Raw genomic sequence first — 22,101 nt, 5'->3', positions numbered from 1 at the left:
TTGGTGAGACCTGAAGTATGAGCACTCCATTTTGGCAAAGTAAATCGTTAGAGCAGATGACAGAAGAGGAATGGGAATCTCTCTGTGATGGTTGTGGCAAATGTTGTTTGCATAAGCTGATGGATGAAGATACCGATGAAATCTACTATACCAATGTGGCTTGTAGCTGGCTGAACAGTAAAACGTGTTCATGTAAGGATTACCCAAACCGTTTCACTTCGGGTGAAGAGTGCACCAAGCTGACCCGAGAAGACATCGACGATTTTACTTGGCTGCCACACACGTGCGCTTACCGTCTGTTGGCTGAAAAGCAGCCTTTACCAGAATGGCATCCGTTGATTACAGGCTCTAAGTCCGCAATGCATGCGGCTGGGGAAAGTGTCCGTAACAAAGTTGTTTACGAGATTGATGTGGTGGATTGGGAAGACCATATTTTAAATCATCCCAACCGTCCTTAGTCGAATAAAAACAAGCCTTTCATTGATTAAATGAAAGGCTTGTTTGCTATTGGGGCTCCCAACTTTGACGTCTCGCTAACGAAATGCTGCTCAGTTTATTATTTAGTGTTGTAAACTTAGGAGTATGATTTCAACGCTTTACACTTCTATTCCTGATTGTTTTGATCAGGATTGTTCCCTATGAGGTAAACATGACGTTTCATTTCCCCCAGAAACTGCGCCTGACATCTTGGGTGACATTATTCGCACTTGCCGTCATTATGTTCTCCCCAATGGCTGTTCATGCGACTGCTACTGACGATATCCAAGAGCCTTCTGCTGCCGAAATCTCGATTGACAACTTGAACCGAGAGATTGTGGATTTATCCCAAAGCCTCTCGCAAGCGAGTGGCGACGAGCGTGACGCCCTTCAACTGCAACTATTCCAAAAGAATGAAGAATTAAGAAGCCAGTTAGCGTCAGCGATTGAACGTGAAACTATCTCTCGCGACAAGCTGATCTTGCTAGTTAAAAAACAAGAACAATACTCTGAGGACGCGACGAACTATCTATCGGAAAAAATAAAGAAAGTCGTCGAGGATTTAAATAAGGCTAAGGATGAAGAGAAGCTTGCTCTTGTTAACGATTATCGAGAGCTACAGCGTTATCTTGATGTTAGCTTCGATTCGAGCTGGCAAAATCTCGCTTGGTTGAAGGAGCTAGGGGCCCAAAACGAGCGCGCAGAAGCGGAACTAAAAGATAAAATTGATAAACGTATGCGCTTACTGTCTGCTTCAATTGAGTACTTGAGTCAGCAAAGTGAGATCATTGGCTCCCAACTTTCGTCTAGCCCAGAGTCGGAAAAAGCGTCGTTGCAACTTAGTCAGCTCATTACTAAACAAAGGCTAAATATTGCGACAGAAAGCTTACGCAACCTGATTTCAATTGGTGATAAAGTCGGTTTAGAAACGTCTGAATACAAACGCCAAATTTTTGAAGTGACGGGTAATATCACCCATGATTTACTGAATACCAAAGTTGTGTGGTCAATACTGAGTCACTGGTCCAACTCGGCACTGGATTGGTTTGCCGAGAATGCACCGCAGCATATCTTCCAGTTGTTTGTTTTTGCGCTGATTTTATTGATCGCTCGCGGACTGGCTAAGTTAACTCGCAAAGTCGTCCGTAAAGCAGTTGCATCGAAAAACTTAAAACTTTCCCACTTGATGCAGGACTTCTTTATCTCGATGTCCGGCAAATTCGTGTGGGTGATCGGTATCATGGTGGGCTTATCTCAGCTTGGTTTGAACCTAGCGCCAATCCTAACCGGTTTCGGTATTGCTGGTGTGATTATTGGTTTCGCGTTGCAAGACACGTTATCCAACTTCGCGGCGGGTATGATGCTGCTTATTTATCGCCCATTTGATGTTGGTGATTTTGTGTATGCTGGCGGTGTGGATGGCAAGGTAAGCCATATGAGTTTGGTGAACACCACAATCCGTACGTTTGATAACCAAATTATTATTGTGCCTAACAGCAAAATCTGGGGAGATGTTATTAAGAACGTCACGCATGAACGCATTCGCCGCGTGGATATGGTGTTTGGCATTGGCTATGCGGATGACCTCTTAAAAGCGGAGTCAGTATTGTCTGATATCATTACCTCTCACCCTTCGGTACTTCGCACTCCAGAGCCAATGATCAAAGTTCATACATTAAATACGTCTTCTGTAGATTTTATTGTGCGTCCTTGGGTAAAAACGGATGATTACTGGGATGTATACTGGGATGTGACAAAAGAGGTGAAACTACGCTTCGACCGAGAAGGTATTTCGATTCCTTTCCCACAACAAGATGTGCATTTGCATATGGTGGAGAAGCAAGACGCTTAATCACAGGTCCCAACTAGTGAAAGGCACTCTAGATAGAGTGCCTTTTTTGATCTTCGGTTAGCGCTATAGTTACAGTTCGTTAAAGAACACCAGTTTAGGCTCGCATTCTAACAAGTTGTCGATCTGGCTAATCAAAAGAGCAAAGTGTTCTGTTTTACCATGAAGCTCAAATGCTTGTTGGTTTTTAAATTGCTCCTGAAAAACGAAGTGGCATGTATTGTCTTTATCTTGGAACAATTGATAACGAACGCAACCTTCTTCATTGCGAGTAGGTTCAAGCGCTCGGGTAAGTACCTCTTTCAACTCTTGTTCTTTTCCCGGTTGTGCATGAAAGGTAGCCGTCAAGTGAATCATAATGTTTACTCTTTTTGTTATAGGTAACGCCCTTGGCGTTGCAGGAACTCAATTTTGTAACCATCAGGGTCGGTTACAAAAAAGAACGTTGCTAAATGCTTTTGTTGATGGTCAAAGGCTTTGATGTCACCAGTTTCAATGCCGAGAGATTTAATGCGTTTGTGGGCTTGTTCAATGTCCTCCACGCTGACGGCAAGGTGGCCGTAACCTGAGCCGTGAGTGTAGGGCTCACTTTGGTCGTGATTGTGCGTCAGTTCCAATTCAAAGCCAGTTTCTTGGTTGGCTAGATAGGTTAGAGAAAAGCCATCAAAGATGTATTGATCAGCGACTTCTAGTTCAAGTACGTCACAGTAAAATTGTAGAGAGCGGTCCAGATCACTTACTCGGATCATGGTGTGAATCATTTTTGTCATAGGTACTCCTTGATAGTCCGCACAGGTTAGCGATTTCAAAAGGAGTCTGGGTAGTACTCTAGTACGACAAATTAGAAGATGCTCAAGGGTTTATAATACGGATGCATAGCCTAGGATGGTTATTGCTCGGTTGGTTGCTATTAACTGTTAAGTTGCGCAAGTGCTTGACGAGTGGTCTCTTGAGGTTGGCGGGCGTAAGTGAGGCAAGCGCATCGAAGTAAGGAGGCAAAGTTGTTCACTTCACCATTGTATTCGAGTGCTTCTTGATAAACAGTGCTTATGAATTTAGGAACCGTCATGTTTTGAGCACTAGCGATTTCCTCAAGAATTGTCCAAAAGCTCGCTTCAAGTTTTACACTGGTCGCGTGACCATCAATACGGATAGAGCGGGTGATGAACTGATAGTTGTCTTGGGGTTGCTTAGCAAAGATTTCGCACATTTTCTTTATTCATATAATTAAAGACCCATAATTATTGTGATGTACGATTTAAAACGTCAACTGTTTTCATGCATAAAAAAACGCTCCCTTGCGAGAGCGTTGAAACATCACGAGTTGTGAAGTAAGTGCAAGTTGATTATTTAATTTGTTGCTTCAAGTACTCGCCTAGTTGCGAGTGGTGCATGATTTTTGATACCGGAAGGATAGTTTCTGCAGGTCCCCAAGCAAATACGTTGACAGGAGTATGCGTATGAGTACCCGTCCCCCATACTGTGTTTTGCTTTGTTGCATGCTCACGCGCTAGCAAGTTGCCACGGTCGTTGTAAGGAAAGAAAGCATCAAAGTCATTGATTGTCGGTACGTTCTCTTCGCTTAAGTATTTGTGTCCAGCGAGTCGGTATGGATTTGGTTTACTTGCTAATACGCGTTCTGCTTGCTCAGGCGTAATCGAAAAATCGCTATTTGCGTTCACGACTTCCGCAAACTTCTCTGGAGTTTGCTCTTTCTTATCAAGCGCTTGGAATTCACTGATCATGCCGTAGTAACTTTTCTTTTGGTTGTATAAACCATCGAGGATCTCGAACTGACCAAAGTTGAAGTTTGGCGCGTAATCCTGATTTTTGAATGCTTCGCCGTCGCGTTTTTGTGGTTTAGGCAAGTTTGCTGATGAGTAGCTAAAGCCAAAAGAGCCGGTTTCGTGGTCAGCAGTAACAATGATCAGGGTGTCATCACGGCCTTTTGCCCACTCATAAACTGAGTTTACCGCTTCATCGAATTTAAGCATTTCATGCAGCATCGTACCTGCATCGTTACTGTGGCCAGCCCAGTCAATTTGGCCGCCTTCAACCATCAAGAAAAAACCGTCTTTGTCTTTTGAAAGAATGTCGATTGCTTTGGTGGTCATTTCTTTCAGCGATGGCTGCGTGCGTTTTGGATCGTTTTTGCTTTGACTGTAGGCAATACCATCGTTCATGCCCGAGTAAGCAAAAAGTCCAAGTAATTTGTCACCTTTAGCTTGTGTGAGCATATCGCGGCTGAAAGCTAAGCTATAGCCTTGGTCTTGCGCTTCGGCAAGCAAGTTGCGTTCGTCTTTGCGTTTCGATTTTAGGTAGACATTACCTTGAGTGAGCTTTTCAAGTTGCTCGTATGTCTCTCCCTTGTCGTTTGTCGACTTTGGAATCCAATGACGAAGTCCACCAGACATCATCACGTCTACGCCTGTTTCGAGCATATCCGCCGCAATATTGTTTTCTAGGGAGCGATGTGGTTGATGAGCGGCAAATGCTGCTGGCGTTGCGTGGGTCATACGCGTATCAGAGACGAGCCCTGTCGCTTTACCTTTACTTTTGGCTTTTTCCAAAATAGTTTCGACATGGTTGCCTTGGCTATCAATGCCAATGACTTCAGAAGCGGTAGGGATTCCTGTCGCTAGCATCGTAGCTGAGCACGCAGAGTCGACGACAATTGCGTCTTCTGGATTGGTCAGTGATGATCCAATCACACCTTCTTGAGCGAGTTTGTATAACGCTGTGCTTTCGCCTTTGTAAACCGAGTTAGGTGCGTGTTTTGCGTAGGTCTCGAGTAAACCAACTTGTTGAGGACCCATGCCGTCGCCGATCATCAAAATGACGTTTTTGATTTCAGCTGAGAGTGCGTTGAAAGAGAGGGTAGATGCAGCCACTGCCGTAACGATTGGAGATACTAAGCGCTTCATTATATTTTCCTTGTTTATTGAAAGCGCAGGCATTAAAGCAATGATTTATGAAGGTTTTGTGTCGGTAATAAAAGTTTAACCAAATTGTCGTTTTTGTTTGGTTTTGCAGAAAAAATGAGTCGCTCTCTAACGTTCGTTAGTTTGGAAAGAAGAAAGCCCACAAACGTGGGCTTGGATTACGCTTAGGAGTTGAAAGCATGGACTAAAGTTATCCATTCAGTGCCTTCACAAGAAACCTAGTTTAGGGAGCAATAAACGAGCATGTATTATCGGGCCACAAGAGCGGTCGAATTCACTTACGTTTGCATCATATCGTTCTTTGGCTTATTAAATTATGGGCTGCAGTAAGTGTTTGGTTCAAATAGGATTTGTTGTCGTGACGATTATCAGACTGGTTATCAGACTAATGCCAGTATGATGCCACCAACGGTAAGTGCCGCAGAAAGGTATTGACCCGCAGAATATGAGCCATCCTCTTCTTTCTCGATTTTATCGGGGTGATCCATGCCAAGCGCACCATGCGTGAAAGATTCGACCTTTTCACCAACAGATTTATCTTCTGCTTCTATTTTCTTGCTGTCGTGCTCGATTTGTTGCAGAGCGGCAAGTAGCGCTTTGCCTTCGGTCGAAAGCGTCACCTTATTGTGTTCGACTTTCAGCGGCGAAGCACTAGTTTCTTCTTGTGCAATACTTGCTTGTTTAGAGGCGACAGATTGTTTGGCATAGCTATTAACAGAAGTGCTTCCTACTGGATTCATCGAATACTCCTTGGAACATCGACACTCGGTCACTGAGTGCGGGTAAAAAGCAGTTATATTTTTATCGGCGGCAAAGTTTATTTCTGAAGCTATTTGGATAAAAACAGGTCTGCTTTTGCCGCTTCTAGTTTCTATTGGTGATCATTAGCAAAAAATAGACCAGCAGGAAGCAGACCCTTGTCACTCGATGAACTCGGAGCGGTGTGATGATGCAACGCAACGACAAGGTAGTAACTTAAATTGAAGACCAGCTACTTACATTGAAGATCGTTATTGCGTTTAGTTAGATGTTGATATGCCGCCATGCGGTGAGCATCTTGTACATACCGTACTGGTGGTGCGAGAACCTCTAACTGATAGTCAGTATTATCGGAAAGCACGTTATCTGTTGGGCTAATTACAACCACTTTTAAGCTCGGGTTGCGGCTTAAGATTGATGCTGCCGTACCCAACCCTTGCTCGGTGTGAAACTTGCCTGCAACATGGACAACCTGAGCGCCTGGGTTGTCGTCTAGGTAGCTAACGATAGATTCCGCCATAGTTTCATCCCAAGTAACTTGAGCTGCAAACTGTTTTTCCGTCTGCTCTGGCTTACCGTGATGCATGGATGCCATGAACTTTTCTTTGTACGGACTACTACCAGTGTTGATGGCTTGTGCAATGAACATCCGCTGATCATCATCGAGCTTGTTAATGTAATCTAGCCCTTGTCGACCAATGCATCGAACAATGCTCTTTGGTGCATTTGCTGCAATGACCGGGAGATTTTTCTGCTTAGCAAACTCCACGAGAGGGCGATAGTCGCTTTCATAATTGGGCCAAGCGTTGGCTTGTTTCATTAAGTACTGTTCGCCGATCTCCCCACGTAGGTAAGCGTCAACAACAGGTTGTTTGTCGCGGGTAAATTGTTCCATAGATAACGCGAGTGAGCGGTCGTAGGACGTAAGTTGTTTGAGCATATCGGTTTGAAAGCGATGAACGCCGGCGTGTGTGTGCCATTCACCAATAAGAATGACATCTGCTTGTTGCAGCTCAATTGGCAGTTTGCTTAGAGCGATATGCTCGCCAGAAGGGGTGTATAGTTGGTAGTCGTAAAAACTAGTGACTTCCGCTGAGGTTGCGTGAGAGTTGGTGTGCGTATATGAAGAGCAACCAGTAAGTAAGCCTGCAAAGAGCAAGCTCAAAGTAGAAAAGCGCATTGAAAAGCCTCCAAAAATGTCCGGATGATATTAATGGAGGCTGAGCAATGAATCAATATAAATGATAACTATTTGCGTTTGTTGTTTTTTTTGACTTATTAATTGAGTGTTTTTTTGCGATATACACGCAACATAAAATCAGCCTCACATTGGAAAAGTGTAGCGGATTTCAACTCTTCACGAAGAGCATCGGTTGCTTTCCATGCGAATGGCGTCATTTGCAATAAATCGATTGCGGCTCCGTTTTTCAAGTCCATAACATAGTTAAGATGCTGCTGGTGCTCTAATTCAAACCCTTCAATATGTTCTGGTTCTTCATTGTGAAGACGAACTTCTTGATAAATGCGCTCACGCAGTTGGTATAAGTGGCGGCTAGCAGGAGTAACCGTGACAACAACGCCGTCGTTTTTTACAACGCGCTGCAGCTCCTCAGCTTTACACGGGGCATAAATGCGCAAAATGGCATCTAAGGATTCATTTGCGAAGGGAAGTCGGTGACTAGAAGCCACACTAAAGTTGCAGTGCGTGTAACGCTTCGCCGCGTAACGAATGGCAACTTTGGAAATGTCTAAGCCATAAATCGTGGCATGGTTCGCTTGTGTTTCTATCGTCTTTTGTACTTGATCTGTGTAGTAACCTTCACCACAACCAATATCTAATAATTGATGGGTGCTCCCCTCAGTGTATGTTGCACACAGCTGCGCCACTTCTTGGCGCATTGGGTTGTAGTAATCTCCTTCGAGGAATCGACGACGAGCTTGCATCATCTCTTTGTTGTCACCAGGATCTTTAGAACGTTTGTGGTGCGCTGGCATCAAGTTAACGTAGCCTTCTTTTGCTAAGTCAAACTGATGATTGTTTTCGCACTTAAACGTTTTTTCATTTAACGCTAGAGCTTGGTGGCATAGAGGGCATTGATAGTTCATGACGATCTCGAACAGAAAGTAGGGCGGCAAATTCTATCAAAAAGCATGGTCTCAAGTGAAACAAAAAGAGCCGACTGGGTCGGCTCTTATTAAGTATTAGTGGAAGAAGTCGACTTGCTCTTTCAAGTTTCGTGCTTGTTGTTGAAGTTCAATGGCACTTTGCGAGGTTTTTGCGCTCGTGTTGCGGCTTTCTCGGTTAAGTTCACTGATAGAATGGGCATTTGCTGCAATTTCTTGTGAAACTTGAGCTTGTTCTTCTGAAGTCGCTGCAATGGCGTCGGCTTGAGAGGCTATCGACTGCACTTGTACTGCGATGGCTTCTAATGCTGTGCCCGCGTCTTGTGCTTTGTCCAAGACCTGGTTTGCACTGCGTTGGCTGTCTGTCATCATATTAACTGCATTATGAGTCGACCCTTTTAGTTTCTCGATAATTTCCACGACATCCTGAACTGAGCTTTGGGTTCGGTGCGCAAGTGTGCGCACTTCATCTGCTACAACTGCGAAGCCACGACCTTGTTCACCTGCTCGTGCTGCTTCAATGGCGGCATTCAAGGCAAGTAAATTGGTTTGCTCAGCAATTTCATCAATCATTTTCGTGACGGTTTGAATACTCTCGCTATCGCGATTTACTTGCTCGATAGCCGTTGCTGATTGATCCAATTGATCGTTAAGTTGAGCAACGTCGATACATACGCCTTCAACAATCGCGAGACCAGACTGGCTATCGGTATTTGCTGAGCGTACGTTTTCCGCAATGCTTTCGACTTGTTGTGCGACAGATTGAGCGGAAGAGGCCATTTCTTCAATCGCTGTCACAACTTGCTCGACTTCTTGTTGTTGTCGGTCGGCTTGGGTCAAATTGCTATGTGCATCGTTGGCAACGCTGGTGGAGTTGCTCTCCACTAAGTCGCTTGTTGAACGGATCTTACCAACAAGTTCATTGAGCTGACTTGCCATACTGGCGACACCCGAGCTCAGGTTCGTAATTTCATTCTTTGATGCTTTACGAGACGCTGGGATGCTCAAGCTGACTTCGCCGCCAGCTAAGCGAGTCATGTATGAGTTTAGAGTCGTGAGAGGTTGTAAGCTGCGATTCAAGAAAAGCGTCAGTACAACAAAAGTAATGATTGCCGCTACCGAAGAAATGATGGCAATGAGTGTGAGAAGCGTGTCGCTACCTTTTGTTACTTCTTTGATAAACGTACCACCTAGCAGTTTCCAGTTCCAACCTGGAACCTCTGTGTAGACAAGATACTTTTCGCCTACGTTACCTTGGTACTCGAAAGGGTAGCGAATTAATCCACTAGATTGTTCGAAAATCTGGCCAAAAGGCTTGTGACCATTGTAGTCGGCGACTTCTAGTATTGACGAATCTGAGCCGCTTTTTGCCGGATGAAGTAGGTATTTACCAAGATTGTTGTCGTCGTTATCAACGATAATGGTGTAACCAGTGTCGCCCCATTTTATCTCTTCGAGTGCATCGAATAAGGTTTGTGTCGCTTGGTCTACTGGTAAGCCAATAAACGATAGGCCTACTACCTTTCCTGTCGCATCTTTGATTGGGGCATAGTAGGTAATGTAGCGCTCGCCATACAATTTAATTTGAGCGTAATACGGTTGTCCTGCTTTAAGTTGCTGATAACCAGGATGGTTGATGCCTAGCGTGGTTCCGATCGCTCGTTGACCTTGTGGATCTTTTAGGGAGGTGGACACCCGAATAAAGTCGTCACCCAACGGTGCGAATAGCGTTGCTATAGCGCCGGTATCACGTGTGAAACTGTCGACCAACTTGGTGTCATTAATTAAGCTTTCACTGTATTGAGTGATGTTTGGTACTTCATGTCCCATGAAGTCAACCGTGTAATTTTCGACATAGACACCGGCAAGGTAGCCATTGCGAAAAGTAGATTCGAGGACTTTAGCGGTGTGCAGGTAAGCATCGAATTGGCCAGCAATGGTTTTTGCCATTGATTCTACTTTAGATTGGTGTTCTTTCAGTGTGCTTTCCAATAGAACATCGGAAGCGTTGCGGTAAACAAGCGCTGCAATACTGCTGAAAGCAATGAATAGACACAAAGTAATCACCAGTTTCAACTGGAATCCGACACTTTGATTTCGGTATCTCTCTAACATAGACTAATTCCTGATATTTTTATTATTTATGAGTTTTGTATCGGTATGCTATCGGTTTATATGATCAATTTTTTTGATATTTATTAATGAAACCGTCAAAAGTGACCAGTAACCAATAAGTTAGTAAAGATAGGACCATCTAAGCAGAGCTATTATTACAAAAAAAGCCGGGTATCCCCGGCCTTTACATGGTGATTCTTACTGCGCTGAAATGACAGTGACAAGTTCATGTGTCTCACCTGGTTGGAGCGTTTGACCTTGCTCAATACTTGGTGCATGAACAGCAGACTCCACACACAACATGGTTTGATAACCATCGTCAGCCATGTCACCCATGCTTTGCGCACCTTCTGCCCAAGGGTTCCATAATACTGCTGAGTTGTGGCCTTGGTTGTGTACGCTTAGCGTACGATCCAATACCGGGTCTTTTACCAAAATTTTCGCTTCTGGTTGCGTGTAAACGCGATCAATGGTGTCAGTTAGTTGTAGAACATTACCACCTTGGCATACCGCATCAGCTTTCAAGCTATCAATGTACTCGGCACCCATGCCTGTCGTTTGTGCTTGCTTAATGTCTCCAACGTTTAGGTAAGTATGTAATGCGCCAGAGAAGGTCCAAGCCTCGTCATCAATGTTCATGACTTTGAGCGTCACTTTTAGCTCATCGCCCACTTCAATCACCAAACGAGCGTCAAACATATGGGGCCAAATATCGTGGATTTCTTCTGTCGGGAACAGAGCAAGTTCAACAATCACACCGTTATGGTTCTCACGATGTTCAACCAACTCCCATTCTGCGGTGCGGGCAAAGCCGTGAGCTGGAGCAGCAATACGCCCAAACCAAGGCCAACAAACCGGAATACCACCGCGAAGAGCAGCTTTACCATCGAAGACAGCTTTTTCGCTCATCCAGATCAGATCTTCTTGACCTTCAGGCGTGAACGACACGACATGACCACCGTGTAGCGAGATGCCTGCCGTTGCTTTGTCATGAATCACGCGGACGATTTTTATCTGATCAACTTCAACGATAGTGACGTTATCAGATAGCACCGTTAGGGCTGGGAGAGTTTTTAAATCCATGTGTAGTTTCCTATCGCTGGGGAGAGCTTTTAGACGCGCTTCGCACATTAAATGCAACATCGAGCCTGCATTCTCTCAAATTCCAGATACAAAAAAGGCGACTCTAGAGCCGCCTTTTCTTTAACGAAGTTATTCGCTAATTGCTAACTTTCTAATTACTTAGAGATGTGAGCGATTAGGTCTAGAACTTTGTTTGAGTAACCGATTTCGTTGTCGTACCAAGATACAACTTTAACGAATTTGTCAGTTAGCGCGATACCAGCTTTAGCATCGAATACTGAAGTGCAAACTTCGCCGATGAAGTCTTGAGATACAACTGCATCTTCAGTGTAGCCTAGAACGCCTTTTAGTTCGCCTTCAGAAGCTTCTTTCATCGCTTTACAGATGTCTTCGTAAGAAGCACCGTTAACTAGGTTAACAGTTAGGTCAACTACAGAAACGTTAGCAGTTGGTACGCGGAAAGCCATACCTGTTAGTTTGCCGTTTACTTCTGGAAGTACAACGCCTACAGCTTTAGCGGCACCAGTTGAAGATGGGATGATGTTTTGAGAAGCACCACGACCACCGCGCCAGTCTTTAGCAGAAGGACCATCTACAGTTTTTTGAGTTGCTGTAGTTGCGTGAACTGTAGTCATAAGACCAGATTCGATACCGAACTTGTCGTTAAGAACTTTAGCGATAGGCGCTAGACAGTTAGTAGTACAAGAAGCGTTAGAAACGATGTCTTGACCAGCGTAAGTGTCGAAGTTTACGCCGTTAACGAACATTGGAGTAGCGTCTTTAGAAGGACCAGTTAGTACAACTTTTTTCGCGCCAGCAGTGATGTGCTTACGTGCAGTCTCGTCAGTTAGGAAAAGACCAGTTGCTTCAGCTACAACGTCAACACCGATTTCGTCCCATTTTAGGTCTTCAGGGTTGCGCTCTGCAGTAACACGTACAGTTTTACCGTTAACGATTAGGTTACCGCCTTCAACTTCAACAGTACCGTTGAAACGGCCGTGAGTTGAGTCATACTTAAGCATGTATGCCATGTAATCTACATCGATAAGGTCGTTAATACCTACTACTTCGATGTCGTTGCGCTCTTGCGCTGCACGGAATACGAAACGACCGATACGGCCAAAACCGTTAATACCTACTTTGATAGTCATTATAGTTGCTCCACAACTTAATTTCTGATTAAAGATAACTGGTAGTAAAATTACAGAATCCAGTAAACATCTGCAAGTGATAATCGGACTTAACTTGTTTAAAGTCAAAAAAAAGCGACGCTTTTTTTAACAATTCTTTGCAAATGTACGTTTTTTAAACTTTTCACTGATTCTTCTGTAGCCCAGTTGGCGTAATATAACTGGTGAGATAAGTGCTCTTATCAAATTAATTACGCATGGTGTCCTGGTGAGAAAGTATGTGCTACAACTGTTAAGAGAAGCAAGTTTTTTGCTAAAAAAGTCAATACCAAGAACAGTAAATAAGGAGCCGAAAGTCGTGGAACAAAGCGGGAAAAAAGTGACGAAGTCAGATGAACAGTGGCGTGAGCAACTGTCTGATGAAGAGTTCCGTGTTTGCCGAGAGCAAGGTACAGAGCCTCCTTTCAGCGGTAAGCTACTGCATAATAAGGAAACTGGTGTTTATGCTTGTACTTGTTGTAATGCCCCTCTCTTTGTCTCTGATAACAAGTATGACTCTGGCTGCGGATGGCCAAGTTTTGATGCGCCTATCAACGACCAAGCGGTGCGTTATTTAGAAGATCTAAGTCACGGAATGGTACGTACAGAGATTCGTTGTGCAACGTGTGATAGCCATCTAGGGCACGTTTTTGAAGATGGCCCACAGACCACAGGAGAGCGTTTTTGTGTTAATTCTGTGTCGTTAATTTTCAACAAATCAGAATAATAACGACAAAATTGTGCTCGAGATTGTTTTATCCTTTCAGGATGATTCATGCTCAACAGTGATCTGAGTGTCGCTCGACTTAAATAAAAACTCCCGCTCATTGCGGGAGTTTTTCGTTTATATCTCACTGGGTATCATTGCTGGGGAATAGATACCTTTCTCTATGGCTTTCGCCACCGATTCGGCTAATTCATCCAACTGCTTATATCGCTCTGGATGACTGAAATTGAACATACGTTGGAGCTGCTTTTCATCAGCAAGCGGTACGTCGAATCTCTTCGCGACCATTGCCCATAGATACGCTTGCTCTTTGTCTCCAAGCCCCTGATGAATACTTGCCATTGACTTGAGAATGACCGGATTGATGTTGTCTTCATCAGATAAAGACAACGCGTTATTAAGAAGCTCCAGGGTTTTCTTGGTATCTCGGTTGGTATAAAAAGTGGCTAATGCATATTGCATCTCAGCATTATTTAATTGGGGAGACCCTTCCATTTGTAAAAATGCGCGCCGAGCTTGAGTATCTCCCGTTTGAGACCATAAGAAATACAAAGTAGCCGGGTCTTCTGAGCCTTTTAACTCGTTTACGATGCGCTCTAGCTCATCAATACTGTGTACCAATGCATTAAAGCGTTGTCTTTTGAGAGCACTTTGATCAATAGGGGTGATCTGGGAGGCGAGTTCTAAGCATTTCCTATATTCAGCTACCAGACCGTATTCGATGATTTGGTTGGCCTCTGATGGGTTTTTCAATTGCTCAAACCGATGCCAAACCAAATTTGTTCTTGGAATTCGACATTGGCCGTCATCCATATTGAGCTGCTCGCAACGCAGCTCTGGTGTTTTTTGGCACAACTCTTCGGTTGTCACGTTACCTTCAAAACAGCCCGACAGCACAAAACATGCGAGGCTGAGAAGTAACCAGTTTGTTCTTTTCATGGCTTTGCTTGTGATCCGTTACACCAATTCATTTTCGTATTCTTGACTCAGTTTCTTAACCCGTTATGTTCTGTAAATAGAATGTAATAAGAAGGTACACTATGGACGCAGAACAACTATTACAAGCGATGACTCCAGAAGTTTATGATCGCTTAGTCTATGCAGTAGAAACGGGAAGATGGCCTGAGGGTACAACACTTTCTAAAGAGCAGCGAGATTCGTGTATGCAAGCTGTGATGTTGTATCAATCAAAACATAATACTGATGCGCAGCATATGACGGTTGCAGCCGGTGGTGAAATCAGTTTTAAATCAAAACAAGAGCTTAAAAAACAATTCAGCGGAGAAGAGAGCGATATTGTTCGTGTTAATCCGAACATTGATTAATCCTTACGCCTTATTTCTCAAAATTTTATTATTTTGATTTTGAAAGAAAAAAGCCCAAATTGTATTGGGCTTTTTAGATCGTAGAAAGCTTGAACTTACAGGCTCATTTCACCACGCAGTACTTGTTGCATTCTCTCTTTTACTTCTTCGTAAGAAAGGTTTTGGCTTAGAAGGTAGTGTAGTTTTGCCAGCGCCGCTTCGGGCGTCATGTCAAAGCCACTGATAACACCAGAGTCTGCGAGAGCACAACCTGTGGCATATCCGCCCATATTCACTTTACCTGCCAAACACTGAGTTAGGTTTACGACAATAACGCCGCGCTCAGAGGCTTCTTTCAGGTGACCAAGCAGCTCAGGGTTCTGAGGAGCATTACCGACACCAAAAGTCAGAAGAATCATCGCATTCACGGGCTGACGGAGCGTGTTGCGGATAACTTCGTGTGAAATACCAGGGTACATGGTGATCACACCGATTGGTTGTGGCGTGATGTTGTGAACCTTAAACTCACCTTCTGGTTGTGCACCAACGGTTACGCTGTTGCTAACTTGAATATTGATCCCAGCTTCCAATAGTGGAGGAAGGTTTGGTGAAGTAAAGGCATTAAAACCGTCTGCATGAGATTTTGTGCTGCGGTTACCACGCATCAATTGATTATTGAAGAACAAAGTTACTTCGTTGATCGGGTAGTTTGCCGCAATATGTAGCGCGTTTAATAGGTTTGCTTGGCCGTCAGAACGCAGCTCTGCGAGAGGGATTTGTGAACCCGTTACAATCACTGGCTTACCAAGGTTTTCAAGCATGAAAGACAATGCTGACGCTGTGTACGCCATGGTGTCAGTACCATGTAGGATAACGAAACCATCGTATTTGTCATAGTTGTCACGAATATCATTCGCAATCTGCTGCCAGTCAGCAGGTGTCATATCTGATGAGTCAATCAGAGGGTCGTATTCGTGGATGGTGTAATCCGGCATTTCAGGACGATGGAATTCGGGCATGCTTGCTAATTGCTTTTCCATAAAGCCAGCAACAGGCACATAGCCGTGGTCGGATTTTTGCATTCCGATGGTACCACCGGTGTAAGCGATGTAGATGTGTTTTCTAGTCATCGTTTTTTCTTTCGTGTAGGGGAACAGAGGCGGGGATTATATACCTAAATAACCTTGAGATGCGAGGCTATACGCACAGTATCAGAAAGTCATCTGAGGAGATGCAAAGCCTAATAAAAAGGGCACTTCAAGTAGAAGTGCCCTTTGTAATATTGATGGAAAAACTACTGCACTTGGCAGTTCAAACAAAATGCGTATTGACCTTTAGGATCGTTGAAGCTTTGGAGCAAGCTTGCGTCTTGTTCGAATTGTTGAGCTACGGGTTGAAGACTTTTTGGTAGCAAGCTTGTTGCATCAATACCTAGAGAGACTTTCACCTGTTTCATAAACTCTTGTAGAAATAGTTCAGTAGGTGAAAGAGGCTCTTCTACCAAGTAAATGCCGTAATCGGTTACGTTCGCTAGTTTCGCCGCTAGCTCTACAGCATCATCAAAGTCACCCATTTGATCGACAAGACCAAAGGATAGTGCATCTTGGCCAGTCCAAACTCGACCTTGAGCAACTTTGTCAACTTCCTCTAGAGACATATCGCGATTCTCGCCAACTAGAGAAATAAAGCGCTTGTAACCGTGTTCGATACCTAATTGGAACACTTGAGACGCGCCCTCAGAAAGGCCAGTGGTAATACCGTCACCTGAGAACGGCGATGTGCCAACGCCATCAGTATTAATACCTAACTTGCTAAAGCCTTTTTCAAACGTGGTGATGACACTAAATATACCAATGGAGCCCGTCAGGGTTGTTGGCTGAGCAACGATTTTGTCTGCGCTCATTGAAATCCAATAACCACCAGAAGCGGCCAAACTCGACATGGATACAACAACCGGCTTACCTGCTTGCTTCAGAGCTTCTACTTCGTTACGAATCACTTCAGAAGCAAAGGCACTGCCTCCTGGACTATCTACTCGTAATACGACCGCTTTCACTTTTTCATCATTGCGTGCTTGACGCAGCAAGCTTGCGACTGTGTCACCACCAACAGTTCCGCGAGGTTGTTGACCGTCCATAATCGCGCCACTTGCTAGAACAACGGCGATGTCGTGCTGAGGTAGTGTGTAATCGGGACGAATCGTTGCAAGGTAGTCGTAGTAACCAATCGCGTTGTAGCTGTCTTTGCCGTCGCTACCAAACTGTTTTGCGAATAGAGTGCGAATGTCTTGGCGTGTAGCAAGTTCATCCACTAGCCCCAATTTGACTGCGAGCTGAGCAATATCGCCATTTACAGACTTCATCTCGTTAATCAGTTCATCCATGGTTGGATTAAGCACTTTCGCATCAATGTTTCGGTTTGTTGTTACGTCATCAACAAAAGCACTCCACAATTGAGTAACCCAGCGTGTTGCTGACTCTTTCGCCGCATCGGACATGTCATCACGAATAAAAGGTTCGATAGCGGATTTATAAGTACCTACGCGAAAAACATGAGTAGAAACGTCAAGCTTTTCAAGTAACGTTTTGTAGTACATTGAGTAAGCGCTGTAACCTTTAATCAATACACCACCATCAGGTGCCAGATAAACTTTGTCAGCGTAACTTGCCAAGTAATATTGGCTTTGGTTGTAGAAATCACCTACGGCGTAAACGGGTTTGCCTGACGCTTTAAATTCGTTCAACGCTTTCGCGATGTAACGTAGTTTCGTGAGATTTGTTTCTGGCATGTCTCGCAGTGCTAGCACTAATCCAGACACTTTAGGATCGTCTTTCGCGTAGCGAATGGTATCAACGATATCGAAAAGGACGTTTTCTTTCGGTAACTCATTACCCAAAAGGGAACCAGCAAAAGAGTCCATTGGGTTTACATAACGTCTTTGTTCGACAATTGGGCCTGAAAGGTTCATCACCAATGCCGATTCTTTTTCGACGACAGGTTGACCGTCTCCGGTATAAGTAAAGGCAAAGTAGAAAACGGCAATCATCAGCAAGAAAATTAGGTTTGCCAGTGCGAGTCTGATGAAAGTGATACTTTTCCATATCCCTTTAAATATCAAACCAATAAATTTGAAGAGTTTTTTCATCTTGTCTCCATAACGAGATAGTTACGCCGAGTCTAACAAAGTATGGGTTCTTATCTCTAAGATCTCAAAAGATAACATTTTTTTAGCTTATCACGACCACTCAACAATTGGCATATTTTCACACGAGATTGATCGGTGTTACAAAAATGTAAACGCTTGTTTGATTTTTTGGTTGAGCAGGCTTAATCTGGTCAGACCATGATAATAACAATGGATGTTAAGTGATGTCTGCCATGTACCCAAACCTATTAAAGCCACTGGATCTCGGTTTCACACAATTACGAAACCGAGTTCTGATGGGATCAATGCACACGGGCTTAGAAGAGCACAAAGAAGGATTACAGAAGCTCGCTGCTTTTTATGAAGAACGCGCGAAAGGCGGTGTCGGACTGATTGTAACCGGAGGTTTTTCTCCTAACTTACGCGGTCGTTTACACCCGTTGAGTGCTGAATTCAGCAAGCCAAAACATGCTAAAGCCCATAAAGTTGTGACAGAAGCGGTGCACAAGCACGGTGGTAAAATTGCGTTGCAAATTCTCCATGCTGGGCGTTATGCAATGCATCCATTCTCGCAAAGTGCATCTGGCATTAAAGCGCCAATTGCAAAGTTTGCTCCGAGTGAAATGAGCGACCGCCAGATAAAGAAAACCATCGACGCGTTTGCTAATAGTGCGGAGTTAGCACAGCTTGCTGGTTATGATGGCGTCGAGTTAATGGGCTCGGAAGGTTACTTGATAAACCAATTCTTATGTAAACGTACTAATATGCGTTACGACGAATGGGGTGGCAGCTATAAAAAACGTATGCGTTTTCCGCTAGAAATTGTTAAAGCGGTACGCAAGGCGGTGGGTGACAAGTTCATCATCATCTTCCGTCTTTCTATGCTGGATCTTGTCGAGCAGGGCAGCACTTTTGAAGACGTTATCGAATTGGCGAAAGCACTTGAAGAGGCTGGCGTCACGATTATTAATACGGGTATCGGTTGGCATGAGGCTCGAATTCCGACCATTGCGACTCAAGTACCACGTGGTGCGTTTACATGGGTTACGGAAAAAGTTAAACCTCACGTTTCGGTTCCTATTATCACTTGCAACCGTATAAATACGCCAGATGAAGCAGAACGCATTTTATCTTCAGGTCATGCCGACATGGTTTCGATGGCGCGCCCATTCTTGGCCGATCCTTACTTTGTTGCTAAAGCCGAACAGGAAAAAGCGCAGCTTATTAATACGTGTATTGGTTGTAATCAGGCGTGTCTAGATAACGTGTTTAAAGGTAAGCGCGCCAGTTGCTTAGTGAACCCTCTAGCGTGCTATGAAACCGAAATTGTTGTTGAACCAGCCTTTAAGAAGAAAAACATTGCAGTTGTTGGTGCTGGCCCTGCGGGCTTGGCTTGTGCGACCACACTGGCTGAACGTGGCCATAAGGTTGATTTGTTCGAAAAGAACGACCGCATCGGTGGTCAGTTCCGTCTTGCGATGCAGATCCCTGGTAAGGAAGAGTTTCGAGAGACGATACGATATTTCGCTAACCGTATTGATGAAACAGGCGTGAATCTGCACTTATCGACGGAAGCGAACTATGACTTACTCACAGAATATGATGAGATAGTGATGGCATCGGGTGTTGAGCCACGTAAAGTCAATATTGATGGAATTGATAACCCAGAGAAAGTCGTCGACTATCAAACTCTCATTCGAGACAAAACGCCAGTCGGTGAGAAAGTGGCTATCGTAGGTGCTGGTGGCATTGGCGTAGATGTCGCGACCATGCTCACAGAGCCAGTTGGACAAACGTTGGATGACTGGTTGCATGAATGGGGAATCGACAAGGAGATGTCTCAGCCGGGCGGTTTATACCCTTACCCTGATGCGGTCAGCGATAAAGAAGTCTGGGTACTTCAGCGTCGTAAAGGTCGTGTAGGTAAAGGTCCGGGTAAAACGACAGGTTGGATCCATAAACGTACCCTTGAAAAACGGGGCGTACATTTAGTCGGCGGCGTGTCTTACGATAAAATTGATGATCAAGGTTTGCACATTCATGTAGACGGAAGCGCGCAGGTTCTTAATGCAGACAAAGTTATCATTTGTGCTGGGCAAGAGTCTGTACGTCCGTTTGAAGATAAATGGTCTGAACTTGGAGAGAAGATTCATATCATTGGCGGAGCTGACCATGCGGGTGAACTTGATGCTGTGCGTGCGATTCGTCAAGGTGTTAAATTGGCGGTAAAACTCTAGCCTTTTAATGTGTGTTTACCATAAAAGCTGCGCTTTGAGCGCAGCTTTTTTGTATAGAACTAGTCACTGATATCTGGCAGTTGTTTGGCCATTACCACGCCAGCAAAAGTAATAAAAGAGAACACTAACACCACAGCTGAAAGGCTCAAGAAGTTCGACATAACACCAAGAGAGCTCATTAGAAGCAGCATTATCCCAACCACTGTGTTACTCACGGCTACATAGCTCGTCCGTTTGTCACCTTCTGCGATATCAACTAAATAGGTTTTTCGTCCGACTCGTATTCCGTCGTGGGCAATACAAACACAAAAGTAAAGCAGAGGAATCACGAATAGGAAGCTTTGGCTAGCGGTGACCCATGTATCGTAAACAAATAACACAACACCAAGTAGCGCGCTCATCATTGCGCCTATGACCATCACACTGCGGCTAGAGCGATCTGACATTCTTCCCCAGAAAGGACCTGAGACAAAGGAGGCTAAGCCACTCGCAAACATAAAGAGAGCTAGCACCCAGAGCTGTCCACCCAGAGATTGCTGTGCCAGCACAACGTAGTACGGTGCACTCAGCGCAGAACATAAAAATAGTGTCCGCGTGATAACGAATCGACGAAAGGTCACGTCTGTCTTAAGTAACGCGAGTTGTTTAAATGCTTCGAGGACGCCATTTCGACCACCGTCTACCTCACCGGCATACTCATTAATTCGCGCATAGACGAATGCCGCGATGAGCCATATGACGCCCGCTAAGCCTAAACTCAGACCGTAAAAGCGCTCTGTCGGCTCTACGTCCCATAACCAGGCTAGTGCCAGAAGGCTAGCGAAAAGCAGCGTAACTAGGCCAGCAGCGCTTGAAGACCAGCCGTTGACTTGACCTCGTTGGTTTTTAGGGATGGTTTTGCCCAATACATCTTTTGATGCGACGGAATTTAAACCGCGTGAGAGGCTGAAGATCACAAGACATGCAATCACACCATAACCCGCAGCTGCTCCTGTTAGAGTTAATGCGACCAATCCGATTGCAAATATGGAAAGAGCCTGCAAGATGCTGCCAATTACCCAGCCCCATTTTCTTACTGGAATGCGTCGGATGTAGTGCGCGATGCTAAGTTGTGGGATAAGGGATCCTGACTCACGAATAGGAACCAGCCAACCAATTAAGTAAACCGGAGCCCCGAGACTTTGTAGTATCCACGGCAACGTGACTTTAGGGTTGATTAACGCATCGCCGACCTTCGTTAAAAACTGAGCGAGAATGATTTTAAGAAAGTTGCCGGGAACTTGATGACAAGCTGATTCAGGAATCGCCTTACAGGCACGGGCATCTTCGTCATTAACGATCTTTTCGTAAATGCTGTTTTGTTTGTCCTTGTTCATCAACCTGCCTATGTTCAACTTATTCATTTCGCGAATAAATTAACATTAAACCCAGATTGATGTTAAGTGAAGCACGTTATCAAGCCCACAGAAAACCGGTTGTTATTCGCAGGAGCAGATTGTGCTAAAGTGGCGTAAACAAAATAACAACGATATTCAATAAGGATTCTTTCATGGACGCTCTCGATCTTTTGCTCAATCGCCGATCTATCGCGAAGTTATCCGTGCCTGCTCCAGAAGGTAAAGCACTTGAGAACATCATTCGTGCTGGCCTTCGTGCGCCTGACCATGCGGGATTAACCCCTTGGCGTTTCGTTATCGCACAGGGCGATGGTTTGAAAAAACTGTCAGATATATTGGTAAAAGCGGCAGAAGCTGAAAATAGTGATGAAGCGGTGGTCGAAAAGGTAAAGAATGCCCCATTTCGCGCACCAATGGTGATCACGGTGATTGCTAAAGTAACAGAACATGAGAAAGTACCAGCACTAGAGCAACACTTATCTGCGGGATGCGCTGTACAAGCGATGCAAATGGCAGCCGTAGCGCAAGGCTTTCAAGGGTTTTGGCGCTCAGGTAAGTGGATGTTCCATCCAGAAGTTCATCAAGCATTTGGTTTAGAGGGTGACGATGAGATTGTTGGTTTCTTGTACTTAGGCACGCCTGGTTGTACACCGATGAAAGTTCCTGAGCGTGACCTTTCTCAGTTTGTTGAATTCCTATAACTGAAAACTTAAATAAATTGACTGTTTATTTATACAGTTTTTCTTGATTTATTAGGGCTACATTCGATAATG

At 44.5% G+C, this 22,101-nt stretch carries 20 protein-coding genes; 6 read left to right on the top strand and 14 right to left on the bottom strand.

The genetic code is table 11. The features are described from left to right. The first annotated feature begins 17 nt into the window (after positions 1-17). Complete coding sequence (locus R7R78_RS07420; RefSeq protein ID WP_005384948.1) at positions 18-458, top strand: YcgN family cysteine cluster protein; 441 nt, start codon at positions 18-20, stop codon at positions 456-458. 191 nt (positions 459-649) lie between these two features. Beyond that, on the top strand, positions 650-2,329 hold the full coding sequence (locus R7R78_RS07415) for a mechanosensitive ion channel family protein (protein WP_005380681.1): 1,680 nt from the start codon (positions 650-652) through the stop codon (positions 2,327-2,329). A 69-nt stretch (positions 2,330-2,398) separates the two neighbouring features. Here R7R78_RS07415 and R7R78_RS07410 read toward each other — a convergent pair whose 3' ends face one another. The 10 genes from R7R78_RS07410 to gap form a co-directional block, all read right to left on the bottom strand. After that, positions 2,399-2,683: a putative quinol monooxygenase gene (locus R7R78_RS07410; RefSeq protein ID WP_005384942.1), complete on the bottom strand. Its 285-nt coding sequence runs from the start codon at positions 2,681-2,683 to the stop codon at positions 2,399-2,401. A 17-nt stretch (positions 2,684-2,700) separates the two neighbouring features. Further along, positions 2,701-3,096, bottom strand: a complete 396-nt coding sequence (locus tag R7R78_RS07405) for a VOC family protein (protein ID WP_005380685.1) — start codon at positions 3,094-3,096, stop codon at positions 2,701-2,703. Positions 3,097-3,236: 140 nt separating this feature from the next. Then, on the bottom strand, positions 3,237-3,536 hold the full coding sequence (locus R7R78_RS07400; protein ID WP_005384938.1) for a ribbon-helix-helix domain-containing protein: 300 nt from the start codon (positions 3,534-3,536) through the stop codon (positions 3,237-3,239). A 136-nt stretch (positions 3,537-3,672) separates the two neighbouring features. Then, on the bottom strand, positions 3,673-5,250 hold the full coding sequence (locus R7R78_RS07395; RefSeq protein ID WP_005380687.1) for an alkaline phosphatase: 1,578 nt from the start codon (positions 5,248-5,250) through the stop codon (positions 3,673-3,675). 398 nt (positions 5,251-5,648) lie between these two features. Continuing rightward, a complete protein-coding gene (locus R7R78_RS07390) occupies positions 5,649-6,008 on the bottom strand; it encodes a hypothetical protein (RefSeq protein WP_005380688.1) in 360 nt (119 codons plus the stop codon). Positions 6,009-6,259: 251 nt separating this feature from the next. After that, complete coding sequence (locus R7R78_RS07385; RefSeq protein WP_213871948.1) at positions 6,260-7,207, bottom strand: ChaN family lipoprotein; 948 nt, start codon at positions 7,205-7,207, stop codon at positions 6,260-6,262. A 98-nt stretch (positions 7,208-7,305) separates the two neighbouring features. Next, a complete protein-coding gene (rlmA, locus tag R7R78_RS07380) occupies positions 7,306-8,133 on the bottom strand; it encodes a 23S rRNA (guanine(745)-N(1))-methyltransferase (RefSeq protein WP_005380691.1) in 828 nt (275 codons plus the stop codon). 96 nt (positions 8,134-8,229) lie between these two features. Next, on the bottom strand, positions 8,230-10,266 hold the full coding sequence (locus tag R7R78_RS07375) for a methyl-accepting chemotaxis protein (RefSeq protein ID WP_225473380.1): 2,037 nt from the start codon (positions 10,264-10,266) through the stop codon (positions 8,230-8,232). 198 nt (positions 10,267-10,464) lie between these two features. Continuing rightward, positions 10,465-11,349: a D-hexose-6-phosphate mutarotase gene (locus R7R78_RS07370; RefSeq protein ID WP_033907352.1), complete on the bottom strand. Its 885-nt coding sequence runs from the start codon at positions 11,347-11,349 to the stop codon at positions 10,465-10,467. A 155-nt stretch (positions 11,350-11,504) separates the two neighbouring features. Beyond that, positions 11,505-12,500 (bottom strand): type I glyceraldehyde-3-phosphate dehydrogenase, encoded by a 996-nt coding sequence (gap, locus tag R7R78_RS07365; RefSeq protein ID WP_005380697.1) that lies wholly within the window; start codon positions 12,498-12,500, stop codon positions 11,505-11,507. 337 nt (positions 12,501-12,837) lie between these two features. Between gap and msrB the strand changes: the two genes are divergently transcribed. Next, positions 12,838-13,245: a peptide-methionine (R)-S-oxide reductase MsrB gene (gene msrB, locus R7R78_RS07360; protein WP_005380698.1), complete on the top strand. Its 408-nt coding sequence runs from the start codon at positions 12,838-12,840 to the stop codon at positions 13,243-13,245. Positions 13,246-13,362: 117 nt separating this feature from the next. Here msrB and R7R78_RS07355 read toward each other — a convergent pair whose 3' ends face one another. Then, positions 13,363-14,184, bottom strand: coding sequence for a DUF2989 domain-containing protein (locus R7R78_RS07355; protein ID WP_005384926.1), 822 nt, complete (start codon positions 14,182-14,184; stop codon positions 13,363-13,365). A 101-nt stretch (positions 14,185-14,285) separates the two neighbouring features. On the opposite strand from R7R78_RS07355, the gene R7R78_RS07350 reads away from it, so the two are divergent. Beyond that, positions 14,286-14,570, top strand: a complete 285-nt coding sequence (locus tag R7R78_RS07350) for a YeaC family protein (protein ID WP_005380700.1) — start codon at positions 14,286-14,288, stop codon at positions 14,568-14,570. A 95-nt stretch (positions 14,571-14,665) separates the two neighbouring features. Here the strand turns inward: R7R78_RS07350 and ansA are convergent, their stop codons facing one another. Continuing rightward, a complete protein-coding gene (ansA, locus tag R7R78_RS07345; protein WP_017635822.1) occupies positions 14,666-15,679 on the bottom strand; it encodes an asparaginase in 1,014 nt (337 codons plus the stop codon). 164 nt (positions 15,680-15,843) lie between these two features. Beyond that, a complete protein-coding gene (sppA, locus tag R7R78_RS07340) occupies positions 15,844-17,694 on the bottom strand; it encodes a signal peptide peptidase SppA (RefSeq protein WP_225473379.1) in 1,851 nt (616 codons plus the stop codon). Between the two features lie 224 nt (positions 17,695-17,918). Between sppA and R7R78_RS07335 the strand changes: the two genes are divergently transcribed. Next, on the top strand, positions 17,919-19,931 hold the full coding sequence (locus R7R78_RS07335; RefSeq protein WP_005380708.1) for an NADPH-dependent 2,4-dienoyl-CoA reductase: 2,013 nt from the start codon (positions 17,919-17,921) through the stop codon (positions 19,929-19,931). A 59-nt stretch (positions 19,932-19,990) separates the two neighbouring features. On the opposite strand, the gene R7R78_RS07330 is transcribed toward R7R78_RS07335, so the two are convergent. Beyond that, entirely contained in the window at positions 19,991-21,307 is a 1,317-nt protein-coding gene (locus R7R78_RS07330; RefSeq protein ID WP_225473378.1) for an MFS transporter, read from the bottom strand. Positions 21,308-21,480: 173 nt separating this feature from the next. Here R7R78_RS07330 and R7R78_RS07325 point away from each other — a divergent pair, with 173 nt between their 5' ends. Next, positions 21,481-22,029: an NAD(P)H nitroreductase gene (locus tag R7R78_RS07325; RefSeq protein WP_225473377.1), complete on the top strand. Its 549-nt coding sequence runs from the start codon at positions 21,481-21,483 to the stop codon at positions 22,027-22,029. The last annotated feature ends 72 nt before the right edge of the window (positions 22,030-22,101 follow it).

This window comes from Vibrio sp. 2134-1, from assembly GCF_033339495.1.
Note: the sequence above shows the minus strand (reverse complement) of the source record. Positions and strands in the feature narration are given on the sequence as shown.